At 60.3% G+C, this 15958-nt stretch carries 12 protein-coding genes; 9 read left to right on the top strand and 3 right to left on the bottom strand.

Annotated features, from left to right (window positions below; translation table 11 throughout):
- From gspF to AC3IX4_RS08550, 8 genes are read left to right on the top strand one after another with little or no spacing between them, the layout of a single operon-like run.
- Positions 1–1209, top strand: coding sequence for a type II secretion system inner membrane protein GspF (gene gspF / locus AC3IX4_RS08585; RefSeq protein WP_489260129.1), 1209 nt, complete (start codon positions 1–3; stop codon positions 1207–1209).
- 18 nt (positions 1210–1227) lie between these two features.
- Entirely contained in the window at positions 1228–1662 is a 435-nt protein-coding gene (gspG, locus tag AC3IX4_RS08580; RefSeq protein ID WP_489260128.1) for a type II secretion system major pseudopilin GspG, read from the top strand.
- Positions 1663–2154 carry a type II secretion system minor pseudopilin GspH gene (gene gspH, locus AC3IX4_RS08575; protein ID WP_489260127.1) on the top strand — a complete coding sequence of 164 codons (492 nt, stop codon included), beginning with the start codon at positions 1663–1665 and terminating at the stop codon, positions 2152–2154.
- Positions 2141–2509 carry a type II secretion system minor pseudopilin GspI gene (gspI, locus tag AC3IX4_RS08570; protein WP_489261250.1) on the top strand — a complete coding sequence of 123 codons (369 nt, stop codon included), beginning with the start codon at positions 2141–2143 and terminating at the stop codon, positions 2507–2509. The genes gspH and gspI overlap by 14 nt, the downstream gene beginning before the upstream one ends.
- Positions 2506–3105: a type II secretion system minor pseudopilin GspJ gene (gene gspJ / locus AC3IX4_RS08565; protein WP_489260126.1), complete on the top strand. Its 600-nt coding sequence runs from the start codon at positions 2506–2508 to the stop codon at positions 3103–3105. Before gspI ends, gspJ begins: the two co-directional genes overlap by 4 nt.
- Positions 3098–3985: a type II secretion system protein GspK gene (locus AC3IX4_RS08560; RefSeq protein WP_489260125.1), complete on the top strand. Its 888-nt coding sequence runs from the start codon at positions 3098–3100 to the stop codon at positions 3983–3985. The genes gspJ and AC3IX4_RS08560 overlap by 8 nt, the downstream gene beginning before the upstream one ends.
- Entirely contained in the window at positions 3982–5076 is a 1095-nt protein-coding gene (gene gspL / locus AC3IX4_RS08555; protein WP_489260124.1) for a type II secretion system protein GspL, read from the top strand. Before AC3IX4_RS08560 ends, gspL begins: the two co-directional genes overlap by 4 nt.
- Before the next feature lie 2 nt (positions 5077–5078).
- The gene (locus AC3IX4_RS08550; protein ID WP_489260123.1) at positions 5079–5549 is read left to right on the top strand and encodes a type II secretion system protein M; all 471 of its coding nucleotides are present in this window, start codon (positions 5079–5081) and stop codon (positions 5547–5549) included.
- Between the two features lie 2513 nt (positions 5550–8062).
- Here the strand turns inward: AC3IX4_RS08550 and ltrA are convergent.
- Together ltrA and AC3IX4_RS08540 are read right to left on the bottom strand one after the other, a co-directional pair.
- Entirely contained in the window at positions 8063–9709 is a 1647-nt protein-coding gene (gene ltrA, locus AC3IX4_RS08545) for a group II intron reverse transcriptase/maturase (RefSeq protein WP_489256427.1), read from the bottom strand.
- A gap of 614 nt (positions 9710–10323) precedes the next feature.
- Positions 10324–11876 (bottom strand): IS3 family transposase gene (locus AC3IX4_RS08540; RefSeq protein ID WP_489256458.1). Its coding sequence is split into 2 segments (ribosomal slippage): positions 10324–11414 and positions 11414–11876, totalling 1554 coding nucleotides; the frame shifts between segments, so codons are not numbered across the junction.
- Positions 11877–13270: 1394 nt separating this feature from the next.
- Between AC3IX4_RS08540 and AC3IX4_RS08535 the strand changes: the two genes are divergently transcribed.
- On the top strand, positions 13271–14836 hold the full coding sequence (locus AC3IX4_RS08535) for a methyl-accepting chemotaxis protein (protein ID WP_489260122.1): 1566 nt from the start codon (positions 13271–13273) through the stop codon (positions 14834–14836).
- A gap of 157 nt (positions 14837–14993) precedes the next feature.
- Here AC3IX4_RS08535 and AC3IX4_RS08530 read toward each other — a convergent pair whose 3' ends face one another.
- A complete protein-coding gene (locus AC3IX4_RS08530) occupies positions 14994–15689 on the bottom strand; it encodes an alpha/beta family hydrolase (protein WP_489260121.1) in 696 nt (231 codons plus the stop codon).
- Between the last annotated feature and the right edge of the window lie 269 nt (positions 15690–15958).

Raw genomic sequence — 15958 nt, 5'->3', positions numbered from 1 at the left:
ATGGCCGCCTTCGACTACTTGGCCATGAACGCCGCCGGGCAAAAGCAGCGCGGTGTGGAAGAAGCCGACAGCCCACGCCAAGTGCGCCAGCGCCTGCGCGAGCGACAGTTGATCCCCTTGCAGGTAGCGCCTGCCCGGGCCAAGCGCCAGGCCGGCAGCGTGCGCCACAAAGGCCGCCTGAACAGCGCTGAGCTTGCGCTGCTCACCCGACAGTTCGCAACGCTGGTGCAGGCCGCCCTGCCGCTGGACGAAGTGCTGGCCGCGTGCGCCGCCCAGGCCGAAAAACGCCGGCTGCGCAGCATGCTGCTGGCCATCCGGGCACGGGTCCTTGAGGGCCACAGTCTGGCGCAAGCCATGGCGGACTTCCCTTCAGCCTTCGCACCGCTGTATCGCGCCACGGTCGCCGCTGGCGAGAGATCCGGTCATCTGGACAAAGTGCTGCTGCAACTGGCCAACCACACCGAAGCCCGCCAGGCCGCCCGCCAGCGGCTTCAGCTCGCCTTGTTGTACCCCTGCATTCTGCTGCTGGCGAGCCTGGCGATTGTCGGTTTCTTGCTGGGTTTTGTCGTACCAGACGTGGTCCAGGTATTTGCCGACAGCGGCCAGCAATTGCCCTGGTTGACCCAGGCGCTGATCGCCTGCAGTGCCGCCGTGCGCGACTACGGGTTGGCATGCGTGCTGCTCGGCACAGTGCTCGGCATTGCGAGCCTTGCCTTGCTGCGCACGCCTAAGTGGCGTCAACGCTGGCATGGGCTGCAATTACGCCTGCCGGTGGTGGGTCCCGTCATTCGTGCCAGCAACTGCTCCCGCTTTGCCAGCACGCTGGGCATTCTTTGCAGCAGCGGGGTCCCCTTGGTCGACGCCCTGAAAATTGCCGCCGAAGTGGTCAGTAACCAGCCGGTGCGCCTGGCCATGCAAGGTGTCGCGCGAAGCGTGCAAGAAGGCAACAGCCTGACCCGCGCTTTGGAAGCCAGCGGCGGCTTCCCGCCGATGATGCTCTACATGATTGCCAGCGGCGAACGCTGTGGCGAACTGCACGCCATGCTGGAGCGCGCTGCCCGTCACCAGGAAGAACAATTGGCCAATCGCATGGCCTTGTTGGTGGGGCTGTTCGAGCCTGCCACCTTGGTGTTCATGGGGGCCGCGGTGCTGCTGATCGTGCTGGCCATCCTGATGCCAATTCTCAATCTCAACCAACTGATTCACTGACTGCAGGAAGGTAGCGCTATGCAAGGCAAGGCCCGTCAACACGGCTTCACGCTGATTGAAATCATGGTCGTGGTGGTTATTCTCGGCGTGCTCGCAGCATTGGTGGTGCCGCAGATCATGAGTCGACCCGATCAGGCCAAGGTCACTGTCGCCCAAACCGATATCAAAGCCATTGCCACCGCACTGGATATCTACAGGCTGGATAACTTCAGTTACCCGACCACTCAACAAGGGCTCGACGCCTTGGTCAGCAAACCCTCCGGTGGCCCAGAAGCGCGTCGCTGGAACCCGGACGGCTACCTCAAGCGCCTGCCCCTGGACCCTTGGGGCAACCCCTATCACTACCTGATGCCTGGCCAGGACGGGCGCGCCTACGACCTATTTTCCTTTGGCGCCGACGGCCGCGCCGGCGGCGAGCAGACCAATGCCGACATCGGCAACTGGACGCACTGAATGTCCCGTAAATTGGCAGCAGGCTTTACTTTGATCGAAGTGCTGGTGGTGGTCCTGCTGGTTGCCCTGCTCGCCACGGCCTTGGGCGTGACACAGCTGGATTCAAGCCAGCAACAGGCCCGGCGGGAGGCGGAGCGCTTGCGCAGCCTGTTGCAACTGCTTCGCGACCAGGCGGTGTATGACCAGATAGAACTGGGCTTGCGCGTCGAGCCGTGGGGTTATCGGGTCGTGCAATACGATCGTCATCAGGGCTGGCAACCGGCCACTCGGTTCGCCGAGCGACGCTTGCCCGAATCGCTGCAGTTTCACCTCCGGGCCATGGCTGCCCAGGCGCTGCCCAAGGGGCTCGACAATGCCAACCGGCCGCAGGTACTGGTGCTTTCCAGCGACGAGATCTCAGCCTTTGACTTGATCGTGGAGCACCAGCGTGCGCCGGTCTTGTCCCTGCGCAGCGATGGCATTCAAGAGGCCTATCTTGATGACCTCCCGTGAGCGCGGCTTCACCCTGCTCGAAGTGATGGTTGCCTTGAGTTTGCTGGCGACCCTGGCGGTGGCGATCTACAGCGCCAGCGGCCACTTGGTCAATTCGACCAGCACCATGGCCGAGCGCCAACTGGCCATGTGGATAGCCGACAACCATTTGAACGAGCTACGCGCCGGTATGCGCAGGCATCAGGCCGGGCAACACAGCGAGCAAATCTTGTTCGCAAAGCGTCACTGGGACCTCATTACGCTCACCCAACGCGCCCCTCACCCAGGCCTGTTGCGGGTGGAGATCCAAGTGCGCAGCGCCAATCAAGGCCAGTTGCGTGCAAGCCTGGCCGGTTTTATCGAGGTGGGGCAATGAAGCAGAGTGGCTTTACCCTACTGGAGCTGCTGATCGCCATGGCGCTGTTCAGCTTGCTGGGTATAGCCGGGTATCAGTTGCTGGACCGCACCTTGGGCCTGGAGCGCCATATCAGCCAGCACGATCTGCAACTGCGCCAGTTGCAACGGGCCTTGAACCTGTTCGAACGCGACGTGGTCCAGGCCACGCCCTATCCGTTGATGGACGATCCCAGTGGTCGCCAGGCGCTGATCGGCCAACCTGCAAGCCTGCGCCTGACACGCGGCGGCTGGAGCAACCCTCTGGAGTTACCCAGAGGCGATACGTTGCAGGTACAGCACCGCTGGGCCAACGGGCGTTGGGAACGATCGTATAACGGTGCCAACCCTGCTGATGAACCCGTCCAGGTGCAAACGCTACTCGAAGGCCTCTCGCTCAAAACCTTGAACTACGTCGACCATCAAGGGCAGCGTCATGGCACCTGGCCGGTCGGCCCGTCACCACTGACCCTGCCATCCGCCATCGAACTGGAACTGGACGCCCCCGGCTTTGCAAGCATTCGCCGGGTGATCCTGCTGCCGGGCAACGTCGACAGACAGGGTGTGGGCGATGAATAAGCCCCAACACCAACAGGGCGTGGCGTTGATCAGCGTGCTGTTGATCACCGCCATGGCGACCCTGATTGTCAGCACTTTATTGTCAAACCAGCGCCTGAGCCTGCAGATCACCGCCCTGTCGGTCCAGCACCCGCGCCTCTGGCAATTGGCCTTGAGCGGCGAAGCCTCGGCGCGCCAACAACTGCTCGAGGACCTGCGCAGCGAAGCGGGCCTGCAGCGGGTTCATCTGGGCCAGCGCTGGGCACAGCCGACACCAGCCTTCGATATCGAAGGCGCGCGCATCGGGATTCGCATCGAAGACCTGGGCGGGCGCTTCAACCTCGACAGCCTGCGGCACGCCACCGACGCTGTCAGCCGTGCGCGTTATCAACGACTGCTGCTCTCGCTCAGTTTGCCTCCCCATGATCCACTGTTCCTCTTCCAGTCCGGGCCACGGCCCATCACCCGCCTGGGAGACAGCTCGCAATTACGCCGCTTGGATGTACTGGACGGGCCGGGCTTCGAGCGCCTGGCGCCTTGGATCGTTGCTGGCGGCAACAGCCTCTTGAACGTCAACACCGCCAGCCAGCGAGTATTGGCGAGCCTGGAGGGGCTGGACATGAGCAGCGCACAGGCACTAATCGATGAGCGCCCGCCCGAGGGTTACAGCAGCGTCCAAGCTTTTATGCAAACCCCGGCACTGCTGGATCGCGAGGTCAACCAACGAGGCTTGGGCACTAGCAGCTCGCGCTTTCGGGCGACCGTGGACGTTCGCGCCGGTGACAGAGCCCTACGCCTGGTCAGTGACTTCCACGCCCATGCCGATGGTCGCCTGGACACCCTGCACCGACGCTTTTCAATCAGCCCCCTTTCTAACCTGCTTCCTGGGGAGTCACCGTGACCGCTTGGCTTTATTTGCACGACCCCGTTGACCTTGAGCAACCGCTGGCCTGCACCTGGTGGCGGCTGCCAGAGGCTGTGTCACAGGGCTCCCTGGCTGACGCGGCCGCAGACCTGTGCCAGGGGTCGCTGGTACTGCTGCTACCCAGCGAAATCGCCAGCCATCACCAGGTCGAGGTCCCCGCTCGCAGCGGGCGCTGGCGTTTGCAGGCGGTTCATTCGGCGCTTGAGGAAACGCTGCTGGACGACCCAGACTCCTTGCATCTTGCGTTCGGGCCCTGGCAGGGCAAGCGCAGCTGCCGGCTGTTTGCGCTGCCTGCACAGTGGCTCGAACAGTGCCTGGCGCAACTGGCCAACCACGGCTTGCAGCCCCTGCGCATCCATATGGACAGCGATTGCCTGGGCGAACGGCAGCCAACAGCCTTGCACTGTGCCGGTCGATGGCTGATTGGCGGTAGCAGCCCGTTACGGCTATCACTGGCCCCGCAAGACATCGCAGAACTTGCGCCGACACTCCCCGCAGACTTTCATTGGCACGGCGTGGATGATTCCCCCTGGCAATGCTTGACAGAAGGGTCGACTCAGGCCATTGACCTGCGCCAAGGCAGTTTCAGCTTGCGCAAACCGGTTCGTGCGCCTTGGCGTCTATTAGCTGGAGTCATGGTGCTCGCTGCCGTTGCACTTTTGCTGCACAACACGGGACAACGCCTGCTGCTTGAGCACTACAGCGAGCGCCTGGCCGCTGAAAATCAAGCGGCCTTCATCCAGCGCTTTCCCGATGAAACCCGCATTGTCGACCTGCGCCGTCAGTTGCAATCTCGCCTTGCCCAGTCTCAGCCCCCTCAGGCAAGCCTGGCTCGGCGGCTGGAGCAACTGGCTGAACACTGGAGCCGTGACGGCGGCAACCTGGTGGTGATTAAACAATTGGACTATCAAGCCAACAGCGGCTGGACATTCGCCGTGCAGGCGCCTGCCTTCGCCGATATCGAACGCCTTCGCCAGCGCCTGGAGGCTCAGGGCATAAAGGTTCAAACCGAAGAAGCGGTGCGCCTGGCCGAGGGTGTCAGCGCTCGAGTACGAATCCGGGAGTGAACATGCACAGTCTTATGCAACGTCTTTTGTCAGCGTGGCAGCAACGCCAGGCACGCGAGCAAAAAGCCCTGCTCGCCCTGGCCGGTTTCCTGACGCTGAGTGCTTTTTATCTGCTGCTTTGGCAACCTCAACAGCACGCGCTGGCGCTTGCCCAGGCGCGTTATCAGGATGAGCGTGAAGTGTTCGACATCATCAGCCGCTTGCCAGCGAGCCTGCCTGGGATCCAACCTGGATGGCCGGCCGGTGATTTGCCTGGGCTGCTGGCCCGTAGCAGTGCCCAGGCCAACCTCGACCTGCAACGCATGGACACCGACACCCAGCAGCAGGTCAGCCTGGAGTTGGCCGGCAATTTGGCGAGCCTGCTGACCTGGCTTGAAGCGCTGGGCCAGGAAGGCGTGAAAGTCACCACGCTGTCGCTCACGGTCAGTGACACAGCCCAAGTGCACTCACGCCTGGTGCTGGAGGCTCGATAGCGCTTGGCCTCCCCCCCGAAACCACAAAAATCCAAAGCCGAACCACCAAGGCTAACAACCCCGATCCCACAGAAAATGGCACGTTGCAACCAATGTAGGAGAGACGGGGGCGCCTAGCCCTTGGTCGCGATGCGCCGCGCGGGCGGCGCTCGATTTGGGCAACAGCGCAAAACCCAAGGCAAGCGCCTGGAGGCCTTGATACGGTCTTCCTCCCTTCATTCTCAGGGTGAACCGCAGAGTGCCTGTCAACAAATCGCATGAACCCCACGAGGTGCCCGCCTTGGTTTTTCCTTTGCTCTTGAGATCGAGCGCCGCCCGCGCGGCGCATCGCGACCAAGGTCTGCTCCTACATTTGTTGCAACGTGCCATGGCCTGTGAGAGTGGAGTTGTCAGCCACGCGCCCCCCACCCGAAACCACAAAAATCCAAAGCCGAACCACCAAGGCTAACAACCCCTACCCCACAGGCCATGGCACGTTGCAAAAAATGTGGGAGCCGGCTTTAGCCGGCGATGCGCCGCGCGGGCGGCGCTCGATTTAAGCAACAGCGCAAAACCCAAGGCAAGCGCCTGGAAGCCTTGATACGGCCTTCCTCTCTTCATTCCCAGGGTGATGAACCCGCAGAGTGCCTGTCAGCAGATCGCATGAGCCACATGGTGTCCGCCTTGGTTTTTCCTTTGTTCTTGAGATCGAGCGCCGCCCGCGCGGCGCATCGCGACCAAGGTCTGCTCCTACATTTGTTGCAACGCGCCATGGCCTGTGAGAGTGGAGTTGTCAGCCACGCGCCCCCCCGAAATCACAAAAATCTAAAGCCGAACCACCAAGGCTAACAACCCCAACCCCACAGGCCATGGCACGTTGCAACAAATGTGGGAGCCGGCTTTAGCCGGCGATGCGCCGCGCGGGCGGCGCTCGATTTGGGCAACAGCACAAAACCCAAGGCAAGCGCCTGGAGGCCTTGATACGGCCTTCCTCCCTTCATTCCCAGGGAGAACCGCAGAGTGCCTGTCAACAAATCGCATGAGCCCCACGAGGTGCCTGCCTTGGTTTTTCCTTTGTTCTTGAGATCGAGCGCCGCCCGCGCGGCGCATCGCCGGCTAAAGCCGGCTCCCACATTGGTTGCAACGTGCCATGGCCTGTGAGAGTGGAGTTGTCAGCCACGCGCCCCCCCCCCGAAATCACAAAAATCTAAAGCCGAACCACCAAGGCTAACAACCCCCACCCCACAGGCCATGGCACGTTGCAAAAAATGTGGGAGTCGGCTTTAGCCGGCGATGCGCCGCGCGGGCGGCGCTCGATCTCGGCAACAGCACAAAACCCAAGGCAAGCGCCTGGAAGCCTTGATACGGCCTTCCTCTCTTCATTCCCAGGGTGATGAACCCGCAGAGTGCCTGTCAGCAGATCGCATGAGCCACATGGTGTCCGCCTTGGTTTCTCCTTTGCTCTTGAGATCGAGCGCCGCCCGCGCGGCGCATCGCCGGCTAAAGCCGGCTCCCACATTGGTTGCAACGTGCCATGGCCTGTGAGAGTGGAGTTGTCAGCCACGCGCCCCCCCGAAATCACAAAAATCTAAAGCCGAACCACCAAGGCTAACAACCCCAACCCCACAGGCCATGGCACGTTGCAACCAATGTGGGAGCCGGCTTTAGCCGGCGATGCGCCGCGCGGGCGGCGCTCGATTTGGGCAACAGCACAAAACCCAAGGCAAGCGCCTGGAGGCCTTGATACGGCCTTCCTCCCTTCATTCCCAGGGAGAACCGCAGGGTGCCTGCCAACAAATCGCATGAGCCCCGCGAGGTGTCCGCCTTGGCTTTTCCTTTGTTCTTGAGATCGAGCGCCGCCCGCGCGGCGCATCGCCGGCTAAAGCCGGCTCCCACATTGGTTGCAACGTGCCATGGCCTGTGAGAGTGGAGTTGTCAGCCACGCGCCCCCCACCCGAAACCACAAAAATCCAAAGCCGAACCACCAAGGCTAACAACCCCTACCCCACAGGCCATGGCACGTTGCAAAAAATGTGGGAGCCGGCTTTAGCCGGCGATGCGCCGCGCGGGCGGCGCTCGATTTAAGCAACAGCGCAAAACCCAAGGCAAGCGCCTGGAGGCCTTGATACGGCCTTCCTCCCTTCATTCCCAGGGTGAACCGCAGAGTGCCTGTCAACAAATCGCATGAACCCCACGAGGTGCCCGCCTTGGTTTTTCCTTTGCTCTTGAGATCGAGCGCCGCCCGCGCGGCGCATCGCCGGCTAAAGCCGGCTCCCACATTGGTTGCAACGTGCCATGGCCTGTGAGAGTGGAGTTGTCAGCCACGCGCCCCCCCGAAATCACAAAAATCTAAAGCCGAACCACCAAGGCTAACAACCCCAACCCCACAGGCCATGGCACGTTGCGGCGTTTGTCGGGTAGCCAGACGCGGTTGCCCGCGTCCAGCCCCCTAAGAACCGTGCATGCGCCTTTCAACGCACACGGCTCAAGCCTCTACTAAGGCATCTTTCGACACCCGGTTACCCAACTTCGTTTTAGGCGTGTTGCTGATTTCTACGGCAATTGAGATGGTGCATTTGCAGGTTGCTTGCTGCATCTGATCCGCCGTCAGTCCGTTTTACAATACAGCGAACATCCCAAGGGGTGTTCTTTGTGATTGGTTTCTGACAGGTAGAGCACATGCCATCTTGCCTCCGCCAGACACGGTAAAGCTTCCCGCGACCTTTCGACGAGTACAGCATTTTCTTGCTCCATCGGGACTCGAAATACTGCTCCCACTGTGGGTCGTGCGGGTTCGCGTCCGCTTTGATCTTGATGTGCCGCTGTATTGGCGTATCCGACTCTGCGAGCAGGATGCGCTCCCTTTTCGCTCCATCTTTTCTTTCTTCTGTTGCGGCAAATACCCAAGTTCGGGTGCCTCTGGTCTTGAAGTAGTGCTCCTTAACCCACCGGGCTCCTTTGTTCGGGTGCCTTCTTACCGCCCATCGCCATAGCATTGACCATACGTTGGAGTCGATTCGATTAAAGGTTTTCTTGGCGACTACATGGCTGTGGTAATTCGCCCATCCTCGTAACACAGGATTGAGCTGTTTTATCAGGTCAGTCTGTTTAGCCGGCCTGTTGGCCTTTATGACTTCGCGGATTTTGTCAAGATGCGCTTTGACGTTCGCTTTCGACGGCTTCATCAACAGCTTGCCGCTGTACTTGCGGATGTTCCATCCGAGGAAGTCAAACCCATCCTTGATGTGCGTTACTTTGGTTTTTTCAGGTGACAGGACTAGCCCACGCTCTGCCAGAAATTCAACCACTGCGGGCTTGACCTCTTGTTCCAGCCACTCTTTCGAATTACCAGTAATAATGAAGTCATCCGCGTAACGCACCATGTTCATTTTCCGGCCTGTTCTCTTCGCTTTCGGGAATTTTTCCGAGAGCATCAGTTCGAGGCCATCCAATGTCATGTTTGCCAACACTGGCGATATTATGCCCCCTTGCGGGGCGCCGGAGTCGGTGGGAAAGAGTTTGTTTTGATACACGAATCCCGCCTTGAGCCACTTATTTAAAACCACCTTGTCCGTTGAGATATTGGTGATCATCCAGTCGTGACTGATTTTGTCGAAACAGCCTTGAATATCAGCCTCCAGCACCCACTGCGCGCTCGCCTTTTGCGCCAAACAAGTGAAGCATTGTTCACCGGCATCGGCAGTTGAGCGTTCCGGCCTGAACCCATAAGAATTCAGGTCGGCGGTGGTTTCCGCGATCGGTTCCAGGGCCAGCAAGTGCAACGCTTGCATAGCCCTACACTTCATCACGGGTATGCCGAGCGGCCTCGTCTTGCCATTTTTTTTCGGAATCATCACTCTCCGAAGCGGAAGAGGCGAGTAACCTCGCCGCTTCAACGACGCAATCGCGTTGGTCTTTGCCCTCGGCGTTTTCCACGTCACCTTGTCCACGCCGGGGGTATTCTTGCCTTTGTTTTCAGTCACTCGCTTGACGGCTAATGCCTTGCCACAAAACGAGTGGGTCAGCAGCCATTGCAAGGCTTTCGCCTTGTTGTGCCTGCCGGCCTGGGTGGCCTTCACAATACGCGTTTGCAGCCGTCTTACATGGCGCTGGACATCGATCCAATTAATGCCGTCCCATGCCACGCCGGAAGGTGCACACGCCAGTGTTGCAGCATTCATTTGCTCTCCTCCCGTTTAGATGGTTCTAAAAATTCTCTTGTGAAGAGAGACCAAGAGGAAGTCTGCCCGCTTTCGCGTGGGGTGATGTTGCAATCCCTATCCGTCCCATTACAGGGCGGCGTTCGCTTTGTCCTCGATCCTGTTCCCGCACCGCCATTGGCAGACCTTGCGGCCTACTGTCCCCGCAGGGCGCGATACGGGGTTCCCACGTTCCACTTGCAGAAGTATGTCGGGTTAGGTGCCTGCTATGAGCCGGGAGGCGTGCGGGTCACGAAGGCGCACTTGAAAAGCGCTCTTCCCACCTCCGTTACCGTTTTGGTTCAAGCGCAATAGCCATTTCCGCTTGTTCAACTTAACGACCTTTAGCGCAGATTCACATGTGTTCACCATACCAACTATCTAGCACTACACCGGCGTATGGCTGCCAGAAGAGTACGCCTCTCGCGATTGATACCCCGCACCTCGCAGTGCTTCGTTACATTGTCAGAGTCGCTCTTTATTCAGACTCCTAGATTCACCAAGTGACATTGGTGGTTCCCTCAGTTGAAGCGGGAACAACTTCTACAAACGACTTCGTGTCGCACTTCAAGGTACTTGTCGCTTCAACCGTCTAACTATGCCGCTCTTTTCTCGACCTGTTGCTCTCGATCCGGGTTCAACAACACGGTACCGATCGGCTGCCAGTTACGCGTCCGGCCTGACCACCGCTCCGGCTTTTTCTCCTTGGCTCGCTCATACAACTCATGCCGTCGGGCCAGGACCTGATGGTCCATTCCTCGATGCCGCTCGGCTGGCGTGACGAACCGGATACGGCTATGCCGGTGCTCGTGGTTATACCAGCGCATGAAATCCCTCACCCAAGCGCGTGCAGCGTCCAAGCTGGCAAAGCCATCCGGCGGCCATTGCGGGCAGTATTTCAGCGTTCTAAACAACGACTCCGAGTAGGGATTGTCGTTGCTGACCCGCGGTCGGCCCCGCGAGGGCGTGATGCCCAGGTCATACATCTTGCTCAACAGCGTCACCGATTTCATCGGCGCTCCGTTGTCCGAGTGCAGCACCAGAGGCTCGCGCAAACACTGCTCGCCGCTCACGCTGCGTTGCAGCAGCGCAGCGGCTTTCTCGCCGCTTTCCGCGTCGTAGACCTCCCAGCCCACGGCTTTGCGGCTGTAAATATCTTCGATCAAATAGAGGTAGTAATACTTTCCACGTATCGGCGACGGTAAATAGGTGATGTCCCACGACCACACCTGATTGGGCCCTTTGGCCGCATGCGTCGTCGGTGCGGCATGCCGCCTGGGGCGTTGGCTACGACCTCGGTGTTGCTGTTGACCCGCCGCCCGCAAGACGCGATAAAACGTCGCCTCCGACGCCAGATAACGCCCTTGATCGGCCAGGCGCGGCACGATCTGACTCGGCGGTAGATGGGCGTACTCAGGGCTGTTGCACAGCGTCACAATCACCTGTCGCTCGCCCTCGCTCAGTGCGTTACAGGGCGTTGGCCGCACGACCGTCGTTCGAGCATCGGCCTGAACGACTTCAGTTTCGGTCCAGCGTTGCAGGGTTCGCGGCGATAAACCGACCTCCTGGCAGGCCCGGATTTTTCTGGCTCCCGCCATGACCGCTTCACTCAGCCAGTCAACGAACAACTGCCGTTGCGGCAAAGACGTCAGTTGTCCTCGTTGTCGGTCCCCCAGTAGTCGTTGAGCTTTTTTCGCAGCACCAACAACGCGGCTGTTTCAGCGAGCGCCTTATCTTTGCGGCGCAGTTCTCGCTCAAGCTCCTGGATACGCTTCTTATCCTTGCGCGACTGCTCTCGATCCTCTTTTTGCAGGGCTTTATCCGACTTCTGGCCGGTAATGAAGGCTTGTCGCCACGCGCTGATTTGCTCGGGGTAAAGGCCTTTGCGCCGGCAATACTCGCCCAGGTCGATCTCGGACAAGCTGGCGGTTTCAAGGACGACAGCAAACTTGGTTTCGGCTGACCAGTTCTCGGTCAACGGCTTGTTTTCGGACACTGCATTTCCTTCAGAACTGAGCTGCTTGCGCCAGTTGGACAAAGACATTTCGCTGACCCCTTCGCGCCGAGAAACCTCGGCCATCGACAGGCTCAGTGGGGGAAGCAGCATCTTGAGCAATGCGGCTCTGCGTTCAGGTGAATAATACGGCACGACCAGTCTCTTTCCGCCCCCGATATGCTTTTTTAGGAAAAATCGGAGAGGCGACAACTATCCTGACACCGGGGGGTTGCAACCAATGTGGGAGCCGGCTTTAGCCGGCGATGCGCCGCGCGGGCGGCGCTCGATTTGGGCAACAGCACAAAACCCAAGGCAAGCGCCTGGAGGCCTTGATACGGCCTTCCTCCCTTCATTCCCAGGGAGAACCGCAGGGTGCCTGCCAACAAATCGCATGAGCCCCGCGAGGTGTCCGCCTTGGCTTTTCCTTTGTTCTTGAGATCGAGCGCCGCCCGCGCGGCGCATCGCCGGCTAAAGCCGGCTCCCACATTGGTTGCAACGTGCCATGGCCTGTGAGAGTGGAGTTGTCAGCCACGCGCCCCCCACCCGAAACCACAAAAATCCAAAGCCGAACCACCAAGGCTAACAACCCCTACCCCACAGGCCATGGCACGTTGCAAAAAATGTGGGAGCCGACTTTAGCCGGCGATGCGCCGCGCGGGCGGCGCTCGATTTAAGCAACAGCGCAAAACCCAAGGCAAGCGCCTGGAGGCCTTGATACGGCCTTCCTCCCTTCATTCCCAGGGTGAACCGCAGAGTGCCTGTCAACAAATCGCATGAACCCCACGAGGTGCCCGCCTTGGTTTTTCCTTTGCTCTTGAGATCGAGCGCCGCCCGCGCGGCGCATCGCCGGCTAAAGCCGGCTCCCACATTGGTTGCAACGTGCCATGGCCTGTGAGAGTGGAGTTGTCAGCCACGCGCCCCCCCGAAATCACAAAAATCTAAAGCCGAACCACCAAGGCTAACAACCCCAACCCCACAGGCCATGGCACGTTGCAAAAAATGTGGGAGCCGGCTTTAGCCGGCGATGCGCCGCGCGGGCGGCGCTCGATTTGGGCAACAGCGCAAAACCCAAGGCAAGCGCCTGGAGGCCTTGATACGGCCTTCCTCCCTTCATTCCCAGGGAGAACCGCAGAGTGCCTGTCAACAAATCGCATGAGCCCCACGAGGTGCCTGCCTTGGTTTTTCCTTTGTTCTTGAGATCGAGCGCCGCCCGCGCGGCGCATCGCCGGCTAAAGCCGGCTCCCACATTTGTTGCAACGTGCCATGGCCTGTGAGAGTGGAGTTGTCAGCCACGCGCCCCCCCCCGAAATCACAAAAATCTAAAGCCGAACCACCAAGGCTAACAACCCCAACTCACAGGCCATGGCACGTTGCAACCAATGTGGGAGCCGGCTTTAGCCGGCGATGCGCCGCGTGGGCGGCGCTCGATCTCGACAACAGCATAAAACCCAAGGCAAGCGCTTGCCCCTTTACGTGCAAAATTTCACTCAATCAATCCGCATCGCGGCCGATACCCTCTCAAAGCCCAAGGATATTGAAGTGCCCCCATGCGTAACAACCAGCCGATTACCCAGAGAGAACGGACTTTCCCTGCCCAGCAGCGGTTGATTTCGACCACCGATGCCAAGGGCATGATCACCTACTGTAACGATGCCTTTGTCGAGATCAGTGGGTTTACCCGCGATGAGATGGTGCGCGCGCCCCACAATCTGGTTCGCCACCCGGATGTGCCACCGGCTGTGTTCGCTCATATGTGGGCCACGCTGCGCCAAGGTCAGCCCTGGATGGGCATCATCAAGAACCGCTGCAAAAACGGTGACCACTACTGGGTCAACGCTTATGTGACGCCGGTGTTCGAGAACAACCAAGTGGTGGGCTACGAATCGGTGCGGGTCAAGCCCACAGCCGAACAGATCCACCGCGCCCAGGCGCTGTACCGACGCTTGAATCAGGGCAAGCCTGCGATCCCCAAGCGTGATCAGTGGCTGCCGCTGCTGCAGGACTGGGTGCCGTTCATTCTGATCAGCCAGATCAGCTTCCTGATCGGCGCCTGGCTGGACTCTTCCTGGGGCTTTGCCTTGGCCGCCGGGCTTTCGGTGCCACTGGGGCTGCTGGGTTTGAGCTGGCAACAACGCGGCCTCAAGCGCCTGCTGCGCCTGGCCGAGCAAACCACCTCCGACCCCCTGATCGCCCAGATGTATACCGACAGCCGCGGCGTCCAGGGCCGCCTGGAATTGGCCATGCTCAGCCAGGATGCGCGACTGAAAACCTGCCTGACACGTCTTCAGGACAGTGCCGAGCACCTCAACGGGCAAGCTCGCGAGTCCGACACCCTGGCGCATAACAGCTCCAAGGGCCTGGAACGCCAGCGGGTCGAAACTGAACAAGTGGCCACGGCAGTCAATCAGATGGCCGCCACCACCCAGGAAGTGGCCAGCCATGTGCAGCGCACGGCCGACGCCACCCAGCAGGCCAACCTGCTGACCGGGCGCGGCCGTGACATTGCCGGTGAAACACGCGAAGCCATCGAGCGCCTGTCTCGTTCAGTGGGTGAAACCGGCCTGACCGTCACTCAGCTGGCGCGCGACAGTGATGAAATTGGCGGCGTGGTCGATGTCATCAAGGGCATTGCCGACCAGACCAACCTGCTGGCCTTGAATGCCGCCATCGAGGCAGCACGGGCCGGGGAAATGGGCCGCGGTTTTGCGGTGGTCGCCGATGAAGTCCGCCAGTTGGCACAGCGTACGGCCGAGTCTACGGGCCAGATCCACACCCTGATCGCCAAGCTGCAACACACCGCCAATGCGGCGGTACAGACCATGGATGCCGGCCATCGCCAGGCCCAGGAAGGCGTGGCGCGGGTGCTGGAGGCGGACCAGGCGTTGGTGGGCATCAGCGAAGCGGTGGCCAACATCACCGACATGACCACCCAGATCGCAGCCGCCACGGAAGAACAGACCGCAGTGGCAGAAGAAATCAGCCGTAACATCAGCACCATCGCTGACCTGGCCGACCAGACCTCCGAGCAAGCCCAGCGCTCTGCATTGTTGAGCGAAGAACTGACGCGCACGGCCAATGGGCAGTACTCGCTGGTGGAGCGTTTCAACCGCTGATGCGGTTTGCCTGATACACCGCGGCGCGTTCATCGCAGCCAAGGCTGGCTCCTACCCTGACGGCGGCGGCCCAGGCTTCTGTAGGAGCGGCGGGGGCGCCTAGCCTTTAGCCGCGATGAAGGCACCGCGGTTTGCCTGATATACCGTGGTGTGGGGTTTAGCCGTAGGTCAAGAACGCCGCGACGCGATCCGCCGCGGCGTCCAGATGCTGCTCATGGGTAAAACCCGAAGCCTTCAAGGGCTTGAGGTCATGATCCCCCGCGACCAGCCAGCACAGCTCGATCGCCGGCGATAAATCATAGCCTTCTACCGTCTGCCGATTACCCAGCGCATCGCGCTCGCCCTGCACGATCAAGGTCGGTGTTTGCAAATCCGCCAAGTGTTCCACCCGTGGTTTCTCCGGCTTGCCTGCGGCATAAAACGGATAACCCAGGCACACCAGTGCATCGGCCTTCAACTCATCAGCCAACAGGCTGGCCATGCGCCCGCCCATGGACTTGCCACCGATGGCCAACCGCCCTGAGACCTGAAGCCGCACGGCCATATAGACCTCGCGCCAGCTTTCAAGCAACCGGGCCTTCGGGTTGGGGGGGCGCTTGCCGCCATCAAGCCGCCGCTGAGCCATGTAGGGAAACTCGAAGCGCAATACCCCGACCCCGCGTGCCGCCAGCTTTTGCGCCATCTGCTCCATGAACCCGCTGTCCATCGGCGCCCCCGCACCATGGGCCAGGATCAGGCACGGTGCCTGGCGCTCATCCCCTTTGCAGCGCGGCGCATTCCACAGCCAACCCTGCTCGCGCACTTGCTGCGCCCATTGATCCCCGTCAATACCGCCACCCTGACCATTACTCATGCTTGCCTCGCTTTCAAAATAGCCTGTCTATAACCCTGTTGCGACTTAGTGTCGCACCCCTCCCAGGTAGTTTTGCAGCCCTGCAAATGCCCGACTAAGCTACTTGCCTACGCGCTCATGCGAATGTGCGATCAACACGATTACGGGTCGGGCCAACAGGGTCAAGTCGCCGTAAGGGCGGTAATGGCTGGTTGATACCACCTTACCGTTCTTGTTGTCGCTTCCTCGGGGGATCAATACGACATGCTATCGATCCAAAATTGTGAACC

It is taken from the genome of Pseudomonas sp. KH_021, assembly GCF_057838865.1.
Note: the sequence above shows the minus strand (reverse complement) of the source record. Positions and strands in the feature narration are given on the sequence as shown.